The sequence below is a fragment of the Knoellia altitudinis genome, from assembly GCF_042666355.1.
Lineage (GTDB): Bacteria > Actinomycetota > Actinomycetes > Actinomycetales > Dermatophilaceae > Knoellia > Knoellia altitudinis.
Genome location: NZ_JBHTDK010000001.1, coordinates 1,055,571 through 1,073,166, shown reverse-complemented (window position 1 = coordinate 1,073,166; position 17,596 = coordinate 1,055,571). Strand labels below are relative to the sequence as shown.

Here is a 17,596-nt window from a genome sequence, read left to right as displayed (position 1 = left end):
GGCTCTCTCCAATAATGGATAGTTTGGCTATCCCATGTCAAGACTGCCGTGGGTATGCCGCCCGCGCACTGTCCAGGTCGCGCTCCAGGAGCGCCGTCGTCGCCTTCTCCTGCTCGGGCGACTCCCACGCGATCCGGGTGACGTCCCGCTGGGCGGCATCGACCACGGAGGCAAGGCCGGCCGCGGAGACGAGCCCTGCGGCATACGCCTCGATGGCGCCGCCGACGGGGGTGTCGACGATGACGATCCCCTCTGACCGCAACGCTGCCCGCTTCTCGTCAGGCAGGGAGACCACGTCGTGGATGAGGACGAGACGGACGGCGTCCGGGTCCGAGGCGATCATCCGACGGCCCACCTCGACGTCGCCCTGGCCGCTGTCGCCGATGAAGACGACGTGCGTCTCGGGCATGAGCCGGCGGAAGCGCTCGAAGTTCTCGATCTTGGCGCCGGCCATCGAGTCGTGGTTGCGCAACCCGTCGAACGTGCCCGACAGCACGGCATGCGGGGGCAGGCCCAGCTCGCGCAGCCCGCGGCGCGTGTGCTGCTCGATGAGGCCGGCCGGGTCCATCGGACGAGCGGTGACGAAGGTGAGGTCACCCGGCCGCTCCGGGTCGCCGGAGTGCCCCGCGTCCAGGGCGCGATAGAGGGCGATGACGCCGGGATAGACCGTGCCGCGGGGGTAGCGGTCGTCATGGAGGGCGCACCGCAGGGTGTCGTCGATGTCGCTGAGCACGTGCAGGTCGGGCACGTCGATGCCGGCGGCCTCGGCGGCGATGTGGTCGAGGATGTCCTGCCGCGCGCCCTCGTCGTCGACGACGTCGAAGACGAGGTGCTCGAGGTCGCGATGGTCCGAGCCCGAGCTGAGCAGGCTCTTGAAGCGGGTGAGGTCAGCCCCCCGGAGCGAGAGGAAGGCGTCGCGGACGAGGTGCTCGCGGGCGTGGTCGGAGGACCAGCGACGGCCCCGGTGCAGGGCGTCGGCGAGCTCGCCGAGGTCGCGCGCCGGGTCGGCGAGGAGCCGGTGGAGGTGCTCGTCGAGCGGGGCTGCTCCCGCGGGGCCGCGCACGAGGACAGCGGCCGGCGACACCCCGAGCTCGAGCCGGACGGCTTCACCGACGGGGTCGCCGTCGACGTGGACCGCGGTGGGCTCGTCGAGCTCCAGGACGACGTGACGCGCTCGGTGGGTGCGCATGCCGGTCCAGCCACCGCGCCGACCGGACAGCACGCCCACCCCGACACCGACCCAGCCGAGGACGCTGCGAGGTGAGACCACGAGCACGTCGAGTCGCCCGTCGGTCATCGAGGCGGACGGCATGAGCGGCAGGCCGAGCGGGAGCACCCGACAGTTGCCGATGAGCACGGTGCGGGCCGAGACCCGTGTCGTCGGGCGGCTGTCGAGCCGGGCCGCGAAGGCGATGGGCGCGCCGGCCGCCCGCCTCAGCAGTGCGGCGAAGTAGGCCGCCCAGCCCAGCTGCTCCTTGCTGCGCTCCCTCGTGGCTGCGAAGGCCTCCGCGTCCATCCCGACCCCGGCGACGACGGCGACGTCGAGGGTCTGTGTCGACCCGTCGGCCCGGGTGAGCGTCACCCACGCGAGGTCGCAGTCGCGCGCGGACCCGTCGACGGCCACGTCAGCGGCAAGGTCGAGCGAGCCGTGCACGCCGATGGTGCGGGCCCAGAGGTTGGCCGTGCCGGTGGGGATGACGCCGAGGGCGACCCGGTCTGCGGTGTGACCGGCGAGGGAGAGGGCGGCAGCGACGTCGCGGACCGTGCCGTCCCCGCCGATGGCGACGAGGCGGTCCACGCCCCGGCCGAGGAGGTCGGCGACCTGCTCGGCCCCGGGTGAGCCTGCCGAGGTCTCGAGCACGATCGGCTCCGGCCAGCCACGTTGCCTCGTGGCCCTGCGCAGAGCGGCGACCGCCGCCGCGCTCCGGGGCTTGCCCGGATGCACGACCACGCCGCACAGGTGCTCAGTCACGGGCGTCGTGGACGAGGATGGCCACCTGCACCCGGTTGTCCACCCCGAGCTTGGTGAAGAGGCGTCCGACGTGGGTCTTGACGGTCGGCACGCCCATGTAGAGCTCGGCCGAGATCTCGGCGTTGCTCAGACCGCGGCCGACGGCATCGGCAACCTCTCGCTCGCGTTCGGTGAGCATGGCGAGCCGGGCCCGGGCGGCGGTGCGCTCACCAGCACCCGGGTCTGGGCCTGCGACAGCGGCGATGAGCTGGGCGGTGACACTGGGAGAGAGCATCGGCTGCCCCGCGGCAACCGTCCTGACCGCCTCGACGAGACGCGCCGGGGGAGTGTCCTTGAGCATGAACCCGGCGGCCCCCAGTCGCAGGGCGCGCAGGACCATGTCATCGGCGTCGAACGTCGTGAGCACGATGATCTTGAGTGACGGATCGCGGCTGAGGAGAGCCTCGGTCGCGCTCAGTCCGTCCCGCACCGGCATGCGGATGTCCATGAGCACCAGGTCCGCGCCGGACGCGGGCACGACGGTGAGGGCGTCCTCGCCGTTGGTCGCCTCACCCACGACGGAGATGCCGGAGTTGCCGCCCAGCATCATCCCGAGGGCGGCGCGCACCATCGGGTCGTCGTCGACGATGGCGAGCCGGATGGACTCGGATGGAGGTGTGCTCACACCTGCCACGGTATCCACGCGCGGACGACGTAGCCACCAGTGGCATCGGGCCCGTGCCCGAGTCGTCCACCCGCGAGTCCCACCCGCTCGTCGAGTCCGATGAGCCCGAGTCCGGAGTCGGGGAGCGACGACGGGTGGCTGCCGACCGGTGCGGCATTGCGAACGACGACGGTCAGCCCGTCGTCGGCGCTGCCGCCCAGGGTGACGGTCACCGACGTTCCGGGGGCGTGCTTGCGTGCGTTGGTGAGGGCTTCCTGGACGACTCGGTATGCCGTCCGCCCCTGTCCCTCGGGCACCTCACCATCCAGCGTGTCGTCGAGGCTGACCCGCAGACCGGCAAGGCGCTCGGCCTCGACGAGTCCGGCGATGTCGCCGATGAGCGGCTGTGGTCGCTCCGGCCCGGCCTCGGTCGGGACGGTGGGGTCGCGCAGCACTCCGAGCACCTCTCGCAGGTCCCGCAAGGCCTGGTGGGCGTTCTCCTCGATGGTCCTCGCCGCCGTCGCCTGCTCCTCCGGAGTGAGGTCGGTGCGATAGCTCAGGGCTCCGGCGTGCATCGCGACGAGCGAGATCCGGTGTGCGAGAACGTCATGCATCTCGCGGGCGATGCGAGTGCGTTCTGCGGCCTGGGCCTGGGCCACCCGTGCCTGCTGCTCCCGCTCGGCGGTGAACGCCCGGTCGCGCAGCGAGTCCATGAGGTTGCGCTGGGAGCCCATCGCGTAGCCCACGGCGACGACGATCCCGACGATGAGCACACCGAAGAGGAGCGAGGCCCACAGCGGCAGGTCGTCCTCACCCGGATAGAAGCGCTCCTGGACGATGCCGGCCACCACGTTGAGGGGGAGGACCACCGGGAGCAGTCGCCAGCGATGCCGCGACGCCACCGAGCCCACCGCCCAGGTCGCGGGTCCGGCGCTGGTCGCCGAGACGAAGGAGGCGAGTCCGGTGAGGACGGCGACGGGCCCGGGCCAGCGGTGTCGCCAGCGCATGAGGGCGAAGGAGCCGAGTCCGAGCAGCGTGTCGCCGATGAGGAGCCACGTCATGATGGGCTCGTCGCCGACGTTCGCGTCATCCATCGCGACGGCGACCGCTCCCCAGGCCACGGCGCTGATGAGCAGCGCCAAGCCGTAGCGCCAGGCCGAGCTGAGGCGGCTCGTGGCAGTCGATTGGGAGTCGGGCATGCAGTGAGCCTAGGCAGGTGAAGGCGACGTCCGCGTCAGTCCACGGACTACCGACGGCGAGCGGACGGCATACCAAAGTTGTATGCCGCTCGGGACCGGGGACCGATGTGCGCACCCGGGCGCACGGACCAGAGTGGTCGTCATGATCACAGTCGAGAACCTCACGAAGCGCTATGGCGGGTTCACCGCCGTGAACGACATCTCCTTCGAGGTCCGCCCGGGGAGCGTCGTCGGGTTCCTCGGACCCAACGGCGCGGGCAAGTCCACCGCGATGCGGATGATGACCGGCCTCACGCCGGTGACGAGCGGTCGGTCGACCATCCTGGGCAAGGCCTACCGCGACCTCCACAACCCCGGGCGCCAGGTGGGCGTCATGCTCGACGCCTCCGCCCAGCACCCGGGCCGCACCGGCCGCGAGGTCCTGCGTCTCGCGGGGATCCAGATCGGCGTGCCGAAGTCACGCGTCGACGAAGCCCTCGCCATCGTCGGTCTCACCGACGAGGAGGCCGGCCGGCGCGTGCGCAACTACTCGCTCGGCATGCGTCAGCGGCTCGGACTCGCGTCGGCGCTGCTCGGCCAGCCCGAGGTCCTCATCCTTGACGAGCCGGCCAACGGCCTCGACCCACAGGGCATCCACTGGATGCGTGGACTGCTGCGCGGCTTCGCCGACGGCGGCGGCACCGTGCTCCTGTCGAGCCACCTGCTCCATGAGGTGCAGGTCATCGCCGACGACCTCGTCATGATCGGCCGTGGGGAGATCGTCGCCATGGGCACCAAGGACGAGCTGCTCAGCCGTGGAGGCACGACCGTGCGCTCGAGCGACAACCGTGCCCTCCTCGCTGCGCTGCGGCGCGCCGGGGTCGTCGCCAACGACATCTCGTCCGGGCTCGTCGTCGACGCCGAGCCCGGGGTCGTCGGCCAGATCGCCCTCGACGAGCGCATCGTCCTCCTCGAGCTCCGCTCCGGTGGCTCGGAGGGTCTCGAGGAGATGTTCCTCAGCCTCACCGCCTCCACGTCACGCGAAGGGACCGCAGCATGACCACCACCGACACGCGCAACCCCGACATCGACCCGAACCTCGCTCGACCGGTCGCCACCTCGGACCCGGACGGACGCCCCGGCGTCCCGATGCAGCGGCTCATCAACGTCGAGCTGCGCAAGATGGTCGACACCCGGGCCGGCCGCTGGATGCTCATCGTCATGTCGGCGATCTCGCTCATCGTCGTGACCGTGCTCCTCATCTGGGGAGAGGCGGACGAGATGACCTATGGCAGCTTCCTCGGGTTCACCTCGCTCCCGCTGGTCATGCTCCTGCCGATCGTCGGCATCATGGCCGCCACTGCCGAGTGGAGCCAGCGCACCGGCCTCGTGACGTTCACCCTCGAGCCGCGACGCGGTCGAGTCATCGTCGCCAAGATCGTCGCAGCTGTCATTCTCGGACTCATCGTCACCGCGACGGCATTCGCTGCCTCGGCGTTGGCCAACGTCATCGGTGGCGGCGTGGCAGGCGGTGACGGCACGTGGGACGTCACCTGGACCGTCGCTGTCGGAGTCATCGTCGCCTTCGCGATCTATGTGCTGCAGGGGCTGGCGTTCGGGTTCGTCTTCCTCAACACGCCCTTCGCGATCGTGGCCTCCCTGCTCCTGCCGACCCTGTGGACCGTGGCGACGAGCCTGGTCCAGGCGCTCCAGGAGCCGAGCAAGTGGCTCGACCTCAACCAGGTCACCGGACCGCTCTTCGAGGGCACGATGACCGGTGAGAACTGGGGACAGCTCGCCACATCGGTGGGCGTCTGGGTGCTGCTGCCGCTCGCGATCGGGTCCTACAGGGTCATTCACCGCGAGGTGAAGTAGCCAGAGCCGAGCGCTGCCGAGCAGGGTGAGGCAGCGCGGACGACGGACGCCCTCGGCGGAGGGTGCTCGGTGGGAGGTCAGGGGCCCACTGAGCACTCCCCACCGGGGGCGTCCGTCGGGGCCTCTGTGACGAGTCGGGTGTCCTGTGTGCCGCGACTCGTCACAGAACCCCCGACTGGTCGAGCCTGGGCGTCAGGTGATGCTGGCGCGGAGCTCCCGGGCGAGGACCTTGCCGGTGGCGTTGCGGGGGAGCTCGTCGAGGAAGTGCACCTCGCGGGGCACGCAGTGCCGGGCTCGGTGGGCCTTGACCTGGGCCTTCACGTCGTCCTCGCTGAGGGTCGCGCCGTCGTGGAGCACGACGAAGGCCGCGAGTCGCTGGCCGAACTCCGGGTCGGGCACTCCGACGACCGACACCTCACGCACCGCGGGATGCTCGACGAGGAGCGACTCGACCTCGATCGGATAGACGTTCTCGCCGCCGCTGACGATCATGTCGTCGTCGCGACCGTCGACGTAGAACAGGCCGTCCTTCACGTGGCCCATGTCGCCCGTGGAGACGAGCCCGTCGACGAAGTCCTTGGTCGACCCCGAGGTGTAGCCGTCGAAGACGAGGTCGTTGCCACAGAAGATGCGGCCGGTCTCACCCGGCGCCACCTCACGGTTCTCGGCGTCGAGGATCCTGACGACCGTGCCGAGCGGGGGTGTGCCCGCGGTGTCGGGGTCGCGGCGCAGGTCCTCGGGCGTCGCGATGCAGATCCACGACGCCTCGGTCGAGCCGTAGAGGTTGTGGAGGACGTCGCCGTACTCGTCCATGAACGTGCGTGTGAACCCGTGGGGGTAGGCCGAACCCGACGTCGCCACGACGCGCAGGTTCGTGCGGCGGTCCTTGCCGCCGGGGTCGGGAGGCAGCTCCATCAGCCGCTGGAGCATCACGGGGATGGCGAACATCGCGTGGCACTGCTCCGCCTCCAGAGTGTCCTTGGCCGCCTGGGGGTCGAAGCGTCGCTGGAGCACGATCGTGGCCCGGAGGGCAAAGCTCAGCTGCATCGCGGCATACCCCCAGGTGTGGAAGATCGGCGCGCTGATCAGGATGCGGTCCTGCGCCCGCAGGGGGATCCGTTCGATGATCGAGACCAGGGGGCCGAAGCCACCGGGGGTCTTGCGGGCAGCGCCCTTGGGAGTGCCGGTCGTCCCCGAGGTGAGGATGATCGTGCGCCCACCCCTGGCGGGTGGGGTGAGGTTGCTCGGTGCCGGCGCCGCCTCGAGCTCGGCGACCCAGTCGCTCTCGCGGATGACGGTGATGGTGTCGGGAAGGTCGTCCACCACCCCGTCGAACTCGTCGTCGTGGATGAGCGCGGTGAGCTCTTGCTGGTCCGCGACGAGGGCGAGCTGGCCGGTGGACAGGCCCGTGTTCATGAGCACGAGGTCGATGCCCACGGCCGCTGCTCCGGTCATGACCTCGATGGCGCCGACGTGGTTGCGAGCGAGCAGGCCCAAGCGCTGCCCGGGGCGAAATCCCCTGTCCAGCAGCAGGTCTGAGACCTGCTCGGAGCGGGTGAGCAGCTCGGCCCAGGTGACCGGCCCGCGCAGCTCGTCGATGACGGCCACGCGCTCGGGGCTGCGACGGGCGGCCTGGCGCAGCTCGCCGGCGAGGCCGAAGCCCCACTTGTGCAGTGAGCGGAGCTGGCTGACCTGCCGGTGGGGTGGGCCGAGCGCGAGCAGGCCGCGCCTGGCCATGACGGCACCGACCGTGAGCAGGCTGATCGACATGCGATCAGCCCTTGGGGGTGTCGAACCAGTTCTGGAAGGCCATGGCGGCGCTGAGGTCTCCTCGGGCCTTGATCTTGCCCGTCATCACCATCATGGTCGGGTTGCCCGAGCCGGTGATGAGCTTCGCGAACTCGGCCGGGCCGAGCATGATCGAGGTCGTGGGCTCCTGCGTCGGCGACTTCTCGACGGCACAGGTGCCGTCCTTGATGACGACTGCGTAGGTGTCGTCGCTCCCACCCGGCCCACCCGTGATGCGCCAGTTGACGCGGGCGTCGGCGCCCTTGGCCTTCTCGGGGTTGAAGAGCGTGGGGAACCGGTCGAAGATCGCGTCGAGGATCCTCTGACGGTGCTCGCCACCCATGACCTCGTTGATCTCCTTGTCGGAGAGCGTCCTCACGGTCGCTGCGAACTCCGCCGGGTCCATCGTGGCGAAGGTCGTGGGGTCGAAGTGGGTCATCGCGAGGTTCCTCCTCGTTGAGGGCAGGTGATCAGGCTCGACCCTACTTGCGGGTAGCCAGGGCGACAAGGGCGACAGGGCGCGGTCATCCGTGCCGCCGGTCACACCACGGGCAGGCGGGAGGGCGAGGCCGTGTCCTGCCGACCGGGGCACCTGGCAGGTGTGTGACAGGACACGGTGGCGCCCGGGGGTCAAGCCTTCTTGGTGGCCTTCTTCGCCGTGGTCTTCTTGGCTGCGGCCTTCTTGGTGGTGGCCTTCTTCGTCGTCTTCTTGGCGGCGCGCTTGCGGGTCGTCGGACCCTTGGCGCGCTTCTCGGCGAGCATCTCGAAGGCGCGCTGGGCAGTCATCGTCTCGAGGTCGTCGTCGCGGCGGAGCGTCGTGTTGGTCTCGCCGTCGGTGACGTACTCGCCGAAGCGACCGTCCTTGACGACGACCGGCTTGCCCGACACGGGGTCCGGGCCGAACTCCTTGAGCGGCGGCTTCGCGGCGGCCCGGCCACGCTGCTTGGGCTGGGCGTAGATCGCCTCGGCCTGCTCGAGCGTGATGTCGAAGAGCTGCTGCTCGGTCTCGAGGGAGCGCGAGTCGGTGCCCTTCTTGAGGTAGGGGCCGTAGCGACCGTTCTGAGCCGTGATCTCGACCTGCTTCTCGACCTCCTTGCCGTCCTCGCCGGTGACCTTGTCGGTGGTGACGCCGACGACGCGCGGGAGCGAGAGCAGCTTGAGCGCCGTGGCGAGGTCGAGCGTGGCCAGGTCCATGTCGGCGAAGAGCGAGGCAGTGCGGGGCTTGACCTTGGCCTTGCCCTTGAGGGCGGCGGTCTCCTCGTCCAGCACCTCCGTGACATACGGCCCGTATCTCCCTGCCTTGGCCACGATGTCGCGACCGTTCTCGGGATCCTGGCCCAGGACGCGGCCATCGTCGGCGGCCGTGTCGAGCAGCTCGCGCGCCTTCTGCGGCGTCATCTCGTCGGGGGCGATGTCGTCGTTGATCGTCGCGCGACGCGGGGTCGCGGGCTTGTCGGAACCCTCGCCACTCTCGCCGCCGCCGTCAGCGGAAGGTGCGTCGCCGGCATACGCCTCAGTGACCTCGCCGGTGACGGGGTCGACACCGGCGGGTGCGACCTCCTCGACGTAGGGGCCGTAGCGACCGACGCGCACGACGATGCCGTCACCGATGTCAATGGTCGAGATGGCGCGGGCGTCGATGTCGCCGAGGTCGGCGACGAGGTCCCGCAGGCCCTCGCTGGAGCCCGCCTCGTCCCCGAAGTAGAAGCGCTTGAGCCACGTCACCCGCTGGGCGTCGCCGTTCGCGATCTGGTCGAGGTCCTCCTCCATCGACGCGGTGAAGTCGTAGTCGACGAGCCGGGTGAAGTGCTCCTCCATGAGGCGCGTCACCGCGAAGGCGAGCCACGACGGCACGAGCGCGTTGCCACGGTTCGAGACGTAGCCGCGGTCCTGGATGGTGCCGATGGTGGAGGCGTAGGTCGACGGGCGGCCGATGCCCTTCTCCTCCATGGCCTTGACGAGCGTGGCCTCGGTGTAGCGGGCCGGCGGCGACGTGTCGTGACCGTCGGCCTCGGCGCGGATGACCTTGAGCGCGGTGCCCTCGCCGAGGCGGGGGAGGCGACGCTCCTCGTCGGCGTTGGCGTTGCGCTGCTCGTCCCGACCTTCCTCGTATGCCGCCATGAAGCCCCGGAACGTGATGACCGTCCCGCTCGCGGTGAACTCGACCCGCTCTGCGGGTGCCTCGCGGTCGAGGGTGGCGCCGAGCTTCACGGTTGCCGTCGAACCCTTGGCATCGGCCATCTGCGAGGCGATGGTGCGCTTCCAGATGAGCTCGTAGAGCGCGAACTCGTCGCCGCGGAGCTCGCCGGCGACCTGGGCCGGAGTGCGGAAGCGGTCACCGGCGGGGCGGATGGCCTCGTGGGCCTCCTGCGCGTTCTTGACCTTCTTGGCGTAGTTGCGCGGGGAGTCGGGGACGTAGTCGCCGCCGTAGAGGTCGCGCGCCTGCTGGCGGGCGGCGGTGAGGGCCGACTGCGACAGCGCGGTGCTGTCGGTGCGCATGTAGGTGATGTAGCCGTTCTCGTAGAGCCGCTGCGCGACCCGCATCGCGTTCTTGCTGCTGAGGCGCAGCTTGCGGGAGGCCTCCTGCTGCAGGGTGCTCGTGGTGAACGGTGCGCTGGGACGGCGGGTGTAGGGCTTCTCGCTGACGCTCACGACGCTGACGTCGGCAGCCATGACGGCATGGGCGATGCCGGTCGCGGCGGTCTCGTCGAGGTGGGCGACCTCGCCCTTGAGCCGGCCGTCGTCACCGAAGTCACGGCCCGTGGCGACGCGCTTGCCGTCGACGGAGGACAGGCGGGCCGTGAAGGCGGAGGAGGTGGCGTCGGGGGTGAACTCGCCCTCGACGTCCCAGTAGTTGGCGGAGCGGAAGGCCATGCGCTCGCGCTCGCGCTCGACGACCATGCGGGTCGCGACGGACTGCACGCGGCCGGCGGACAGGCCCGCCTTGACCTTGCGCCACAGGACCGGCGAGATCTCGTAGCCGTAGAGACGGTCGAGGATGCGGCGGGTCTCCTGCGCGTCGACCAGCGCCGTGTCGAGGTCGCGGGTGTTGGCCGCGGCGCGCTGGATGGCCTCCTTGGTGATCTCGTGGAAGACCATGCGCTTGACCGGGACCTTGGGCTGCAGGGTCTCGAGGAGGTGCCACGCGATGGCCTCGCCCTCGCGGTCCTCATCCGTGGCGAGGTAGAGCTCGTCGGCGCCCTTGAGCAGCCGCTTGAGCTCGCCCACCTTCTTCTTCTTGTCGGCGTCGACGATGTAGTAGGGCTCGAAGTCGTTGTCGACGTCGACACCGAAGCGGCCGAAGGGGCCCTTCTTGATGTCGGTGGGCATCTCCGAGGGCGTCGGGATGTCGCGGATGTGGCCGACGGACGCCTCGACGTCCCAGTCGGGGCCGAGATAGCCGGCGATGGTCTTGGCCTTGGCGGGCGACTCGACGATGACGAGCTTGCGGCCCGTCCCTGGCTTGGCGGTCGGACTCATGGCGCATCGATCCTGTTCTGATCACCTCGTGCAGCGGATTCGTCGCTGCTCCGACGAGGGAACGACAGTGACGGTACAGGTTCGCGTCCTCCCGGCGGGCAGGCTCCCCGCAGGGTGAGCGGGCGTCAGGGGATGACCAGCGACTTGCCCCGGGCGTGGAACTCGCCCTGCCGGCGCAGGACCTCCGGTGCGTCCTCGAGCGACCAGCGCTGCTCGATGAGGGGCTCGAGCCGGCCGGTGGCGACCTGCTCGACGAGCCAGCCCTGGTCGGTCACGCTGCGTGACGCGACCTTGAACGCGGGTGCCTTCTCGCCGGTGAGGGCGAAGAAGACCGGGACAGCCAGCATGCGGGGCATCGGCTTGACCCACGTGGACTTCGGGGCCGTGATGGAGACGTAGGTGCCGCCCTTGACGAGGAGCGTGCGGCAGTCGCGCAGGGGCATCGTCCCGGCGTTGTCGAAGAAGACGTCGAAGCGGTCGCCGAGATCGCGGACGTCCTGTCGGGTGTAGTCGACGACGCGGTCGGCGCCACCTGCCTGGGCGTGCTCGACGTTTCGGGTGCTGCACACCGCGGTGACGTGGGTGGCGCCGAGAAGCTTGGCCAGGCGGACGGCGAAGCTGCCCACTCCGCCGGAGGCGCCGGCAATGAGGACCCGTTGTCCCTCGCGCAGGTTGCCCCAGTCCCGAAGACCTTGAAGGGCGGTCTCAGCGGCGACCCCCAACGTGGTGGCCTGCTCGTGGGAGACGCCTTCGGGCAGCGGCTGCCACCAGTCCTCGGGGGCCATGGCGTACTCGGCGAACCCACCTCCGTCGAGCTCACCGAAGACCTGGTCGCCGATGCGGTGCCGGGTGACTCTTTCGCCGATGGCGACGACCTCACCGGAGGCGTCGGCGCCCGGGACCTGCCGCTTGGGTCGGCGCAGGCCGAGGGAGGGGCGGGCGAACATCGGCAGGCCAGTGACGTAGTGCCAGTCGAGCGCGTTGACCGAGGCGGCCCGGACCCGGACGAGGACCTCGCCGACGCCGGGGGTGGGAGTCGGGACGGTGCGCACCGACACGACCTTTTCGGGAGGCCCGTAGCGCTCGTGGAACGCGCTGCGCATGGTCGAGGGGACGAGCGGCGACCGTTCGGTGGTGGGGGACTGGGTGGACTCGGACATGAGGTGCCTCCTGGTGGGAGCCGGCGGGGCCCGCTGGCTACTTACGCCGTAAGGTATGGCTTACGGAGTAAGTTCGTCAATGGCCCGGATGGATACGATGCGGACCGACGAGGAGGACCTTCGTGACCAACACCGCGCGGCGACCCGCTCGCCGGCCTCTGAGCCGCGACCGGGTCCTTCGCCGCGCCGTGAAGCTTGCCGACATCTCCGGGCTCGACGCCGTCTCGATGCGTCGACTCGGCGCCGACCTCGGCGTCGAGGCGATGTCCCTCTACAACCACGTGGCGGGCAAGGAGGCCCTGCTCGACGCGATGGTCGAGCACGTCGGCGCCGAGCTCAACGCCGTGATCGCGGCGCTCGACCTGCCCGACCCCGCGAAGGACTGGGCCGCCGCCCTCCGTGCCCGGTCCCTTGCCGCCCGCGAGGTGATGCTCAGACACCCCTGGATGCCGACCGTCCTGCAGAGCCGGACGACGATGAGCCTCGAAGTCGTCCGCTACTACGACGGCGTCGTCGCGATCCTCATGGCTGGGGGCTTCGGCCACGACCTCACCCACCACTCGCTGCACGCCCTCGGCAGTCGCGTCATCGGCTTCAGCCAGGAGCTCTTCGACCCCGGCGACGGTGGCGAGGACACCTCCCAAGAGGTCCTGGCCCAGATGGCCGAGGTCGTGCCCAACCTCGTGGCGATGATGGCGAACGCCCCGCACACCGACGGCCCAGAGCAGACCCTCGGGTTCTGCGACGACCAGACCGAGTTCGAGTTCGGGCTCGACGTCGTCCTTGACGGGCTCGAGAAGCGCCGTCCCCGCAAGGGCTGACGGACGCACAGGGCGAGCGGGCGGCATACCTGCCGGTCGTCTCGAGAAGTGGCTTGACCCTGACGCGACGTGAGGCGGGACGGTGTCCCCATGACCGATGTTCGAGAGACTGTGGCCGTGGACGAGCTGCTCACGGTGGGCCAGGTGGCGCAGACCTTCGGCGTGACGGTGCGAACGCTGCACCACTACGACGAGGTCGGGCTGCTGTGCCCGTCGGAGCGTTCGCTCGCCGGCTACCGCCTCTACACCGCCGCCGACCTCGAGCGGCTGGCGACGATCGTCACCTACCGACGGCTGGACCTGCCGCTGCACGAGGTGGCCTCGCTGCTGCGTGGTGAGGGCTCGAGCCTGGAGCACCTGCGGCGTCAGCGCAATGCGGTCATGAGCAAGGTCGAGGAGCTGCACGGGCTCGTCGACGCGATCGATCGAGCACTGGAGAGAGAGATGAACGAGACGCCGGCGACCCACGAGGACCTCAAGGAGATCTTCGGGGACGGGTTCAAGGACGAGTACCAGGCCGAGGCGCAGGAACGCTGGGGCGAGACCGACGCATGGAAGCAGTCGAACCGACGCACCAAGGGCTACACCGTGGCCGACTGGGAGCGGATCAAGACCGAGATGGGCGCCGTCAACGACGCGTACGTCGCCGCCATGGAAGCCGGGCTGCCGGCGGACTCGCCCGAGGCGATGGATGCCGCGGAGGCCGCCCGCCTGCAGATCCACACCTGGTTCTACGACCTCGACCACGACTTCCACCGCAACCTCGCCGACATGTACGTGGCCGACCCGCGGTTCACGAAGACGTACGAGGACATCGCACCGGGCCTCGCGGTCTATGTGCGGGACGCGATCCACGCGAACGCCGACCGCCACGCCCCGTGACGCCTCGCCTCGTGTGTATGAGGCCACGCTGGAGCGCGCGCTGAGGCACACGAGACGGGTTGTCCGGCGCCTCGCCTAGGCTCGGGCGCGTGACGGACGGACTCTTCATCGCCTTCGAGGGCGGCGACGGCGCGGGCAAGTCGACCCAGGTGCGCCTGCTCGCGGATGCCCTGGAGTCCGCAGGCCGCGAGGTCGTCGTGACCCGTCAGCCCGGAGGCACCCCGCTCGGTGCCCAGATCCGCGACCTCGTCCTCCACGGTGACCACGTGTCCCCGCGGGCCGAGGCCCTGCTCTTCGCCGCCGACAAGGCGCACCACGTCGACCAGCTCATCCGCCCCTCCATGGACCGGGGCGCAGTCGTCATCACCGACCGTTACACCGATTCGGCCGTGGCCTACCAGGGCGCCGGGCGCGACCTCGGCGCCGTCGAGGTCCACGACCTGCAGATGTGGGCCGTCGGCTCGCTCGTGCCCGACCTCACCGTCATCGTCGACGTCACCGCCCAGGAGGGGCGCCGCCGGCGAGGTGAGGTCCACGACCGGCTCGAGGCCGAGGCCGACGCCTTCCACGACGCGATCCGGCACCACTACCTGGCCATGGCCCAGGGGTCCCCGGAGCGCTACCTCGTCGTCGACGGCACGTCGTCGCCGGAGTCGATCCATGCCGCCGTGGTGGGTCGCCTCGCGTCGTCCGGTCTGCTGGGGAGTGGGACGGTGTGACCGTCTGGCGGGACGTCATCGGCCAGGACCCGGCCATCGCCACCCTGTCGCGGGCGGTGGCCGACCCGGCCGCCATGACCCACGCCTGGCTGTTCACCGGGCCGCCGGGGTCGGGTCGCTCGGTCGCAGCCCGGGCCTTCGCGGCCGCGCTGCAGTGCCCCACGGGGGGATGCGGCGAGTGCCGGGAGTGCCGCACCGCCGCCGACGGCACGCACGCCGACGTCGACCTCATCGCCACCGAGGGCCTCTCGATCAAGGTCGAGCAGGCCCGCGACCTCGTGGCGCTCGCGGCCCATCGCCCCTCGGTCGGCCGCTTCCGCGTGGTCATCGTCGAGGACGCCGACCGGCTCACCGAGCGCGCTGCCGACGCGCTCCTCAAGGCTCTCGAGGAGCCGACGCCCCGGACCGTGTGGATGCTCTGCGCCCCGTCCGTCGAGGACGTCATCATCACCATCCGCTCGCGCTCGCGGCACGTGCGGCTGCGCACCCCGTCGGTCGAGGCCGTCGCCGACCTGTTGGTGCGCCGTGACGGGGTCGACCCGCCGATGGCCATGTATGCCGCCCGAGCAGCCCAGTGCCACGTCGGCCTGGCGCGTCGGTTGGCCCGCGACGAGAACGCCCGCATCCGCCGGCACGACGTCATCACCCTCGCGTCCAAGATCCGCACGGTGGGTGACGCCATCGACGCCGCGTCCGACCTCTCGACCATCGCCACCGAGGAGTCCCAGGCGTCGTCGGCCGAGCGGGACGCGGCTGAGCGGGCCAAGCTCCTGGAGGTCCTCGGCGGTGACCCCTCGGCCCGGACCCAGCCTCCCCACATCCGGTCGCAGCTCTCGTCGCTCGAGAAGGACCAGAAGGCCCGGGCCACCCGGTTCTCGCGCGACATGGTCGACCGCGCCCTCGTCGACCTGCTGTCGGTCTATCGCGACGCGCTGGTCCTGCACACCGGCGCGCAGACGGCACTCGTCAACGAGGACGCCCGCCAGACCGTGCAGCAGGTCGCCCAGGTGCTTCCTCCGGTTCGGGTGCTCGTCGCCATGGACGCGATCGGCACGGCGCGTGAGCGCATCGCCGCCAACGTCCAACCCCTCCTCGCGCTCGAGGCCATGGCGCTCGAGCTCCGCCTGCCCCGCTGACACCTGGTGCGTCCGACGAGGGCTCGCCGCGCACGCTCGGGGGCGGACGGCATACCTCAGGATCGGCCCGTAGGGTCAGCTCATGCTGCGTCGTGTCGCCCCCATCGCTGCCCTGACCTGCCTCGCCCTCGTGCTGTCCGGGTGCTCCACCGTGGGGGACCTGATGGACCGGGAGTCGGCAAGGCCGTCGCCGGTCGAGCCGCAGAAGCCGCCCGCCGGCATGGAGGGCCTCGACGCGCTCTATGCGCAGGACCTGCAGTGGTCGGACTGCTCGGGCGGGCAGTGCGCCAAGCTCACGGTGCCGCGGGACTACGCCGAGCCGGAGGGCGCCACGATCGAGGTGTCCGTGCTGCGGGTGCCCGCGCGCAGGCAGTCGCAGCGGATCGGCGCGCTCGTCGTCAACCCGGGGGGGCCGGGAGGGTCCGGCGTCGACTACGCCAGGGCGGCGGACTTCATCGTCGGTGCCGGCGTGCGCCAACGCTTCGACGTGGTGGGCTTCGACCCCCGTGGAGTGGGGCGCTCGGCGCCGATCGACTGTGTGAGCGACAGCGAGCTCGATGCGTTCCTCGGATTCGACCCCACGCCGGACGACGCCGGTGAGGACGAGAAGTTCGCGGCCAACGCCAAGAGCTTCGCGGAGAAGTGCGGAGCCAACGCTGGCCCGCTGCTCGGCCACGTGTCCACCGTCGACGCCGCCAAGGACATGGACGTCCTGCGGGCGAACCTCGGCGAGGCCAAGCTGCACTATCTGGGCAAGTCCTACGGGACCTACCTCGGAGCGACGTACGCCGACCTGTTCCCCCAGCTCGTGGGTCGCTTCGTCCTCGACGGGGTCGTCGCGCCGGACCTGACGTCGGCCGAGGTCAACCTCGGTCAGGCCAAGGGCTTCGAGACCGCCACCCGGGCCTGGGCCCGGTTCTGCATCGACAAGGGTGAGTGCCCGATGGGGGAGTCGGTGGACGCGGTGATGCAGGGGATCCGGGACTTCCTCGCACAGGTCGACGACGAGCCGCTGACGAAGACGGGCGACCCCGCCGTCACGCAGCTTACCGAGGGCTGGGCCTCCACCGGCATCGCCGCCGCCATGTATGACGAGGGCATGTGGGACACGCTCGTCGAGGCGATGCGCGCGGCGACCGAGGGTGACGGGGCCGATCTCATGGGGCTCGCCAACTCCTACGCCGACCGCCAGCCCGGAGGCGGCTACGCCGGCAACATCATGGAGGTCATCTACGCGGTGAACTGCCTCGACAAGCCGGAGTCGGACGACATCGCCGAGCACGCGGCGTCGGCCCGGGCTGCGGCGGTCGAGGCGCCGACCTGGGGGCCGTTCCTCGCCTGGTCCTCGCTGACCTGCGGCTCGTGGCCGGTCACGACGGAGCGCTCGTCCGAGCCGCCCAAGAAGGTCACTGCCGAGGGGGCCGACCCGATCGTCGTCGTGGGCACGACGCGTGACCCGGCGACGCCCTACGAGTGGTCGGAGCGGCTCCACGACCAGCTGGCCAAGAGCTCACTCATCACGTACGACGGTGACGGGCACACGGCATACATGCGGTCCAACGACTGCGTCGACGAGCCGATCGACGAGTTCTACCTCAAGGGGACGGTGCCGCAGGACGGCCTGAAGTGCTGACGCGCTGAGCGCCGGGGTTCCCACGGACAGGCAGTGGGTATGCCGCCCGCGCCCCACCGTGCTGAACGCCCGGTCCCGGCCCGGTCCCGTCAGGCGTACTGCATGTCGGCGGCCGGTACGGCTCAGGTCTCAGGCCGGTTTCGCGATGGGGCGGGGTTGTTCGTATAGTGGTCCGGCGTGCTGGAGCTTCGGTTCGGGCACCACGCCGCTTTAGCTCAGTCGGCCAGAGCGATTCACTCGTAATGAATAGGTCATCGGTTCGATTCCGATAAGCGGCTCCAGGAACACAGTCAACGCCCTCCGGTGAAA

The 17,596-nt window shown here is 70.4% G+C and carries 14 protein-coding genes and 1 tRNA gene; 8 read left to right on the top strand and 7 right to left on the bottom strand.

Features of this window, described 5'->3' with window-relative positions; genetic code table 11:
* Positions 1-37: 37 nt before the first annotated feature.
* Genes ACFQW8_RS05080 through ACFQW8_RS05070 form a run of 3 tightly spaced genes read right to left on the bottom strand, consistent with a single transcriptional unit; the run spans position 38 to position 3,814 of the window.
* Entirely contained in the window at positions 38-1,972 is a 1,935-nt protein-coding gene (locus tag ACFQW8_RS05080) for a diacylglycerol kinase family protein (RefSeq protein WP_380085877.1), read from the bottom strand.
* Positions 1,965-2,636: a response regulator transcription factor gene (locus tag ACFQW8_RS05075; protein ID WP_380085876.1), complete on the bottom strand. Its 672-nt coding sequence runs from the start codon at positions 2,634-2,636 to the stop codon at positions 1,965-1,967. Before ACFQW8_RS05075 ends, ACFQW8_RS05080 begins: the two co-directional genes overlap by 8 nt.
* A complete protein-coding gene (locus ACFQW8_RS05070; protein WP_380085875.1) occupies positions 2,633-3,814 on the bottom strand; it encodes a sensor histidine kinase in 1,182 nt (393 codons plus the stop codon). The genes ACFQW8_RS05075 and ACFQW8_RS05070 overlap by 4 nt, the downstream gene beginning before the upstream one ends.
* Positions 3,815-3,956: 142 nt before the next feature.
* Here ACFQW8_RS05070 and ACFQW8_RS05065 point away from each other — a divergent pair, with 142 nt between their 5' ends.
* A complete protein-coding gene (locus ACFQW8_RS05065; protein ID WP_380085873.1) occupies positions 3,957-4,853 on the top strand; it encodes an ABC transporter ATP-binding protein in 897 nt (298 codons plus the stop codon).
* Complete coding sequence (locus ACFQW8_RS05060; protein WP_380085872.1) at positions 4,850-5,668, top strand: ABC transporter permease; 819 nt, start codon at positions 4,850-4,852, stop codon at positions 5,666-5,668. Before ACFQW8_RS05065 ends, ACFQW8_RS05060 begins: the two co-directional genes overlap by 4 nt.
* A 192-nt stretch (positions 5,669-5,860) precedes the next feature.
* Here ACFQW8_RS05060 and ACFQW8_RS05055 read toward each other — a convergent pair whose 3' ends face one another.
* The 4 genes from ACFQW8_RS05055 to ACFQW8_RS05040 all read right to left on the bottom strand — a co-directional run bounded on the left by ACFQW8_RS05055 (position 5,861) and on the right by ACFQW8_RS05040 (position 12,096).
* Complete coding sequence (locus ACFQW8_RS05055; RefSeq protein ID WP_380085871.1) at positions 5,861-7,438, bottom strand: AMP-binding protein; 1,578 nt, start codon at positions 7,436-7,438, stop codon at positions 5,861-5,863.
* 4 nt (positions 7,439-7,442) lie between these two features.
* Positions 7,443-7,895, bottom strand: a complete 453-nt coding sequence (locus ACFQW8_RS05050; protein ID WP_380085870.1) for an SCP2 sterol-binding domain-containing protein — start codon at positions 7,893-7,895, stop codon at positions 7,443-7,445.
* Between the two features lie 191 nt (positions 7,896-8,086).
* Positions 8,087-10,936: a type I DNA topoisomerase gene (gene topA, locus ACFQW8_RS05045; RefSeq protein ID WP_380085869.1), complete on the bottom strand. Its 2,850-nt coding sequence runs from the start codon at positions 10,934-10,936 to the stop codon at positions 8,087-8,089.
* 125 nt (positions 10,937-11,061) lie between these two features.
* Positions 11,062-12,096 (bottom strand): NAD(P)-dependent alcohol dehydrogenase, encoded by a 1,035-nt coding sequence (locus ACFQW8_RS05040; RefSeq protein WP_380085868.1) that lies wholly within the window; start codon positions 12,094-12,096, stop codon positions 11,062-11,064.
* A 122-nt stretch (positions 12,097-12,218) separates the two neighbouring features.
* Between ACFQW8_RS05040 and ACFQW8_RS05035 the strand changes: the two genes are divergently transcribed.
* The 6 genes from ACFQW8_RS05035 to ACFQW8_RS05010 all read left to right on the top strand — a co-directional run bounded on the left by ACFQW8_RS05035 (position 12,219) and on the right by ACFQW8_RS05010 (position 17,568).
* A complete protein-coding gene (locus ACFQW8_RS05035; RefSeq protein ID WP_380085866.1) occupies positions 12,219-12,917 on the top strand; it encodes a TetR/AcrR family transcriptional regulator in 699 nt (232 codons plus the stop codon).
* Positions 12,918-13,007: 90 nt separating this feature from the next.
* Positions 13,008-13,799: a MerR family transcriptional regulator gene (locus tag ACFQW8_RS05030; protein ID WP_380085865.1), complete on the top strand. Its 792-nt coding sequence runs from the start codon at positions 13,008-13,010 to the stop codon at positions 13,797-13,799.
* Positions 13,800-13,888: 89 nt separating this feature from the next.
* Positions 13,889-14,518 carry a dTMP kinase gene (gene tmk, locus ACFQW8_RS05025; protein ID WP_380085864.1) on the top strand — a complete coding sequence of 210 codons (630 nt, stop codon included), beginning with the start codon at positions 13,889-13,891 and terminating at the stop codon, positions 14,516-14,518.
* The gene (locus ACFQW8_RS05020; protein ID WP_380085863.1) at positions 14,515-15,654 is read left to right on the top strand and encodes a DNA polymerase III subunit delta'; all 1,140 of its coding nucleotides are present in this window, start codon (positions 14,515-14,517) and stop codon (positions 15,652-15,654) included. Before tmk ends, ACFQW8_RS05020 begins: the two co-directional genes overlap by 4 nt.
* Positions 15,655-15,736: 82 nt before the next feature.
* Complete coding sequence (locus ACFQW8_RS05015) at positions 15,737-17,287, top strand: alpha/beta fold hydrolase (RefSeq protein ID WP_380085862.1); 1,551 nt, start codon at positions 15,737-15,739, stop codon at positions 17,285-17,287.
* 204 nt (positions 17,288-17,491) lie between these two features.
* Positions 17,492-17,568, top strand: a tRNA-Thr gene (locus ACFQW8_RS05010).
* Positions 17,569-17,596 lie beyond the last annotated feature (28 nt).

Bases quoted from the DNA above. Each gene is read 5' to 3' on its own strand.
- ACFQW8_RS05030 (WP_380085865.1), top strand. From the start codon at position 13,008: ATGACCGATGTTCGAGAGACTGTGGCCGTGGACGAGCTGCTCACGGTG.
- ACFQW8_RS05060 (WP_380085872.1), top strand. From the start codon at position 4,850: ATGACCACCACCGACACGCGCAACCCCGACATCGACCCGAACCTCGCT.
- ACFQW8_RS05055 (WP_380085871.1), bottom strand. From the start codon at position 7,438: ATGTCGATCAGCCTGCTCACGGTCGGTGCCGTCATGGCCAGGCGCGGC.
- ACFQW8_RS05015 (WP_380085862.1), top strand. From the start codon at position 15,737: ATGCTGCGTCGTGTCGCCCCCATCGCTGCCCTGACCTGCCTCGCCCTC.
- topA (WP_380085869.1), bottom strand. From the start codon at position 10,936: ATGAGTCCGACCGCCAAGCCAGGGACGGGCCGCAAGCTCGTCATCGTC.
- ACFQW8_RS05065 (WP_380085873.1), top strand. From the start codon at position 3,957: ATGATCACAGTCGAGAACCTCACGAAGCGCTATGGCGGGTTCACCGCC.
- ACFQW8_RS05070 (WP_380085875.1), bottom strand. From the start codon at position 3,814: ATGCCCGACTCCCAATCGACTGCCACGAGCCGCCTCAGCTCGGCCTGG.
- ACFQW8_RS05050 (WP_380085870.1), bottom strand. From the start codon at position 7,895: ATGACCCACTTCGACCCCACGACCTTCGCCACGATGGACCCGGCGGAG.
- ACFQW8_RS05040 (WP_380085868.1), bottom strand. From the start codon at position 12,096: ATGTCCGAGTCCACCCAGTCCCCCACCACCGAACGGTCGCCGCTCGTC.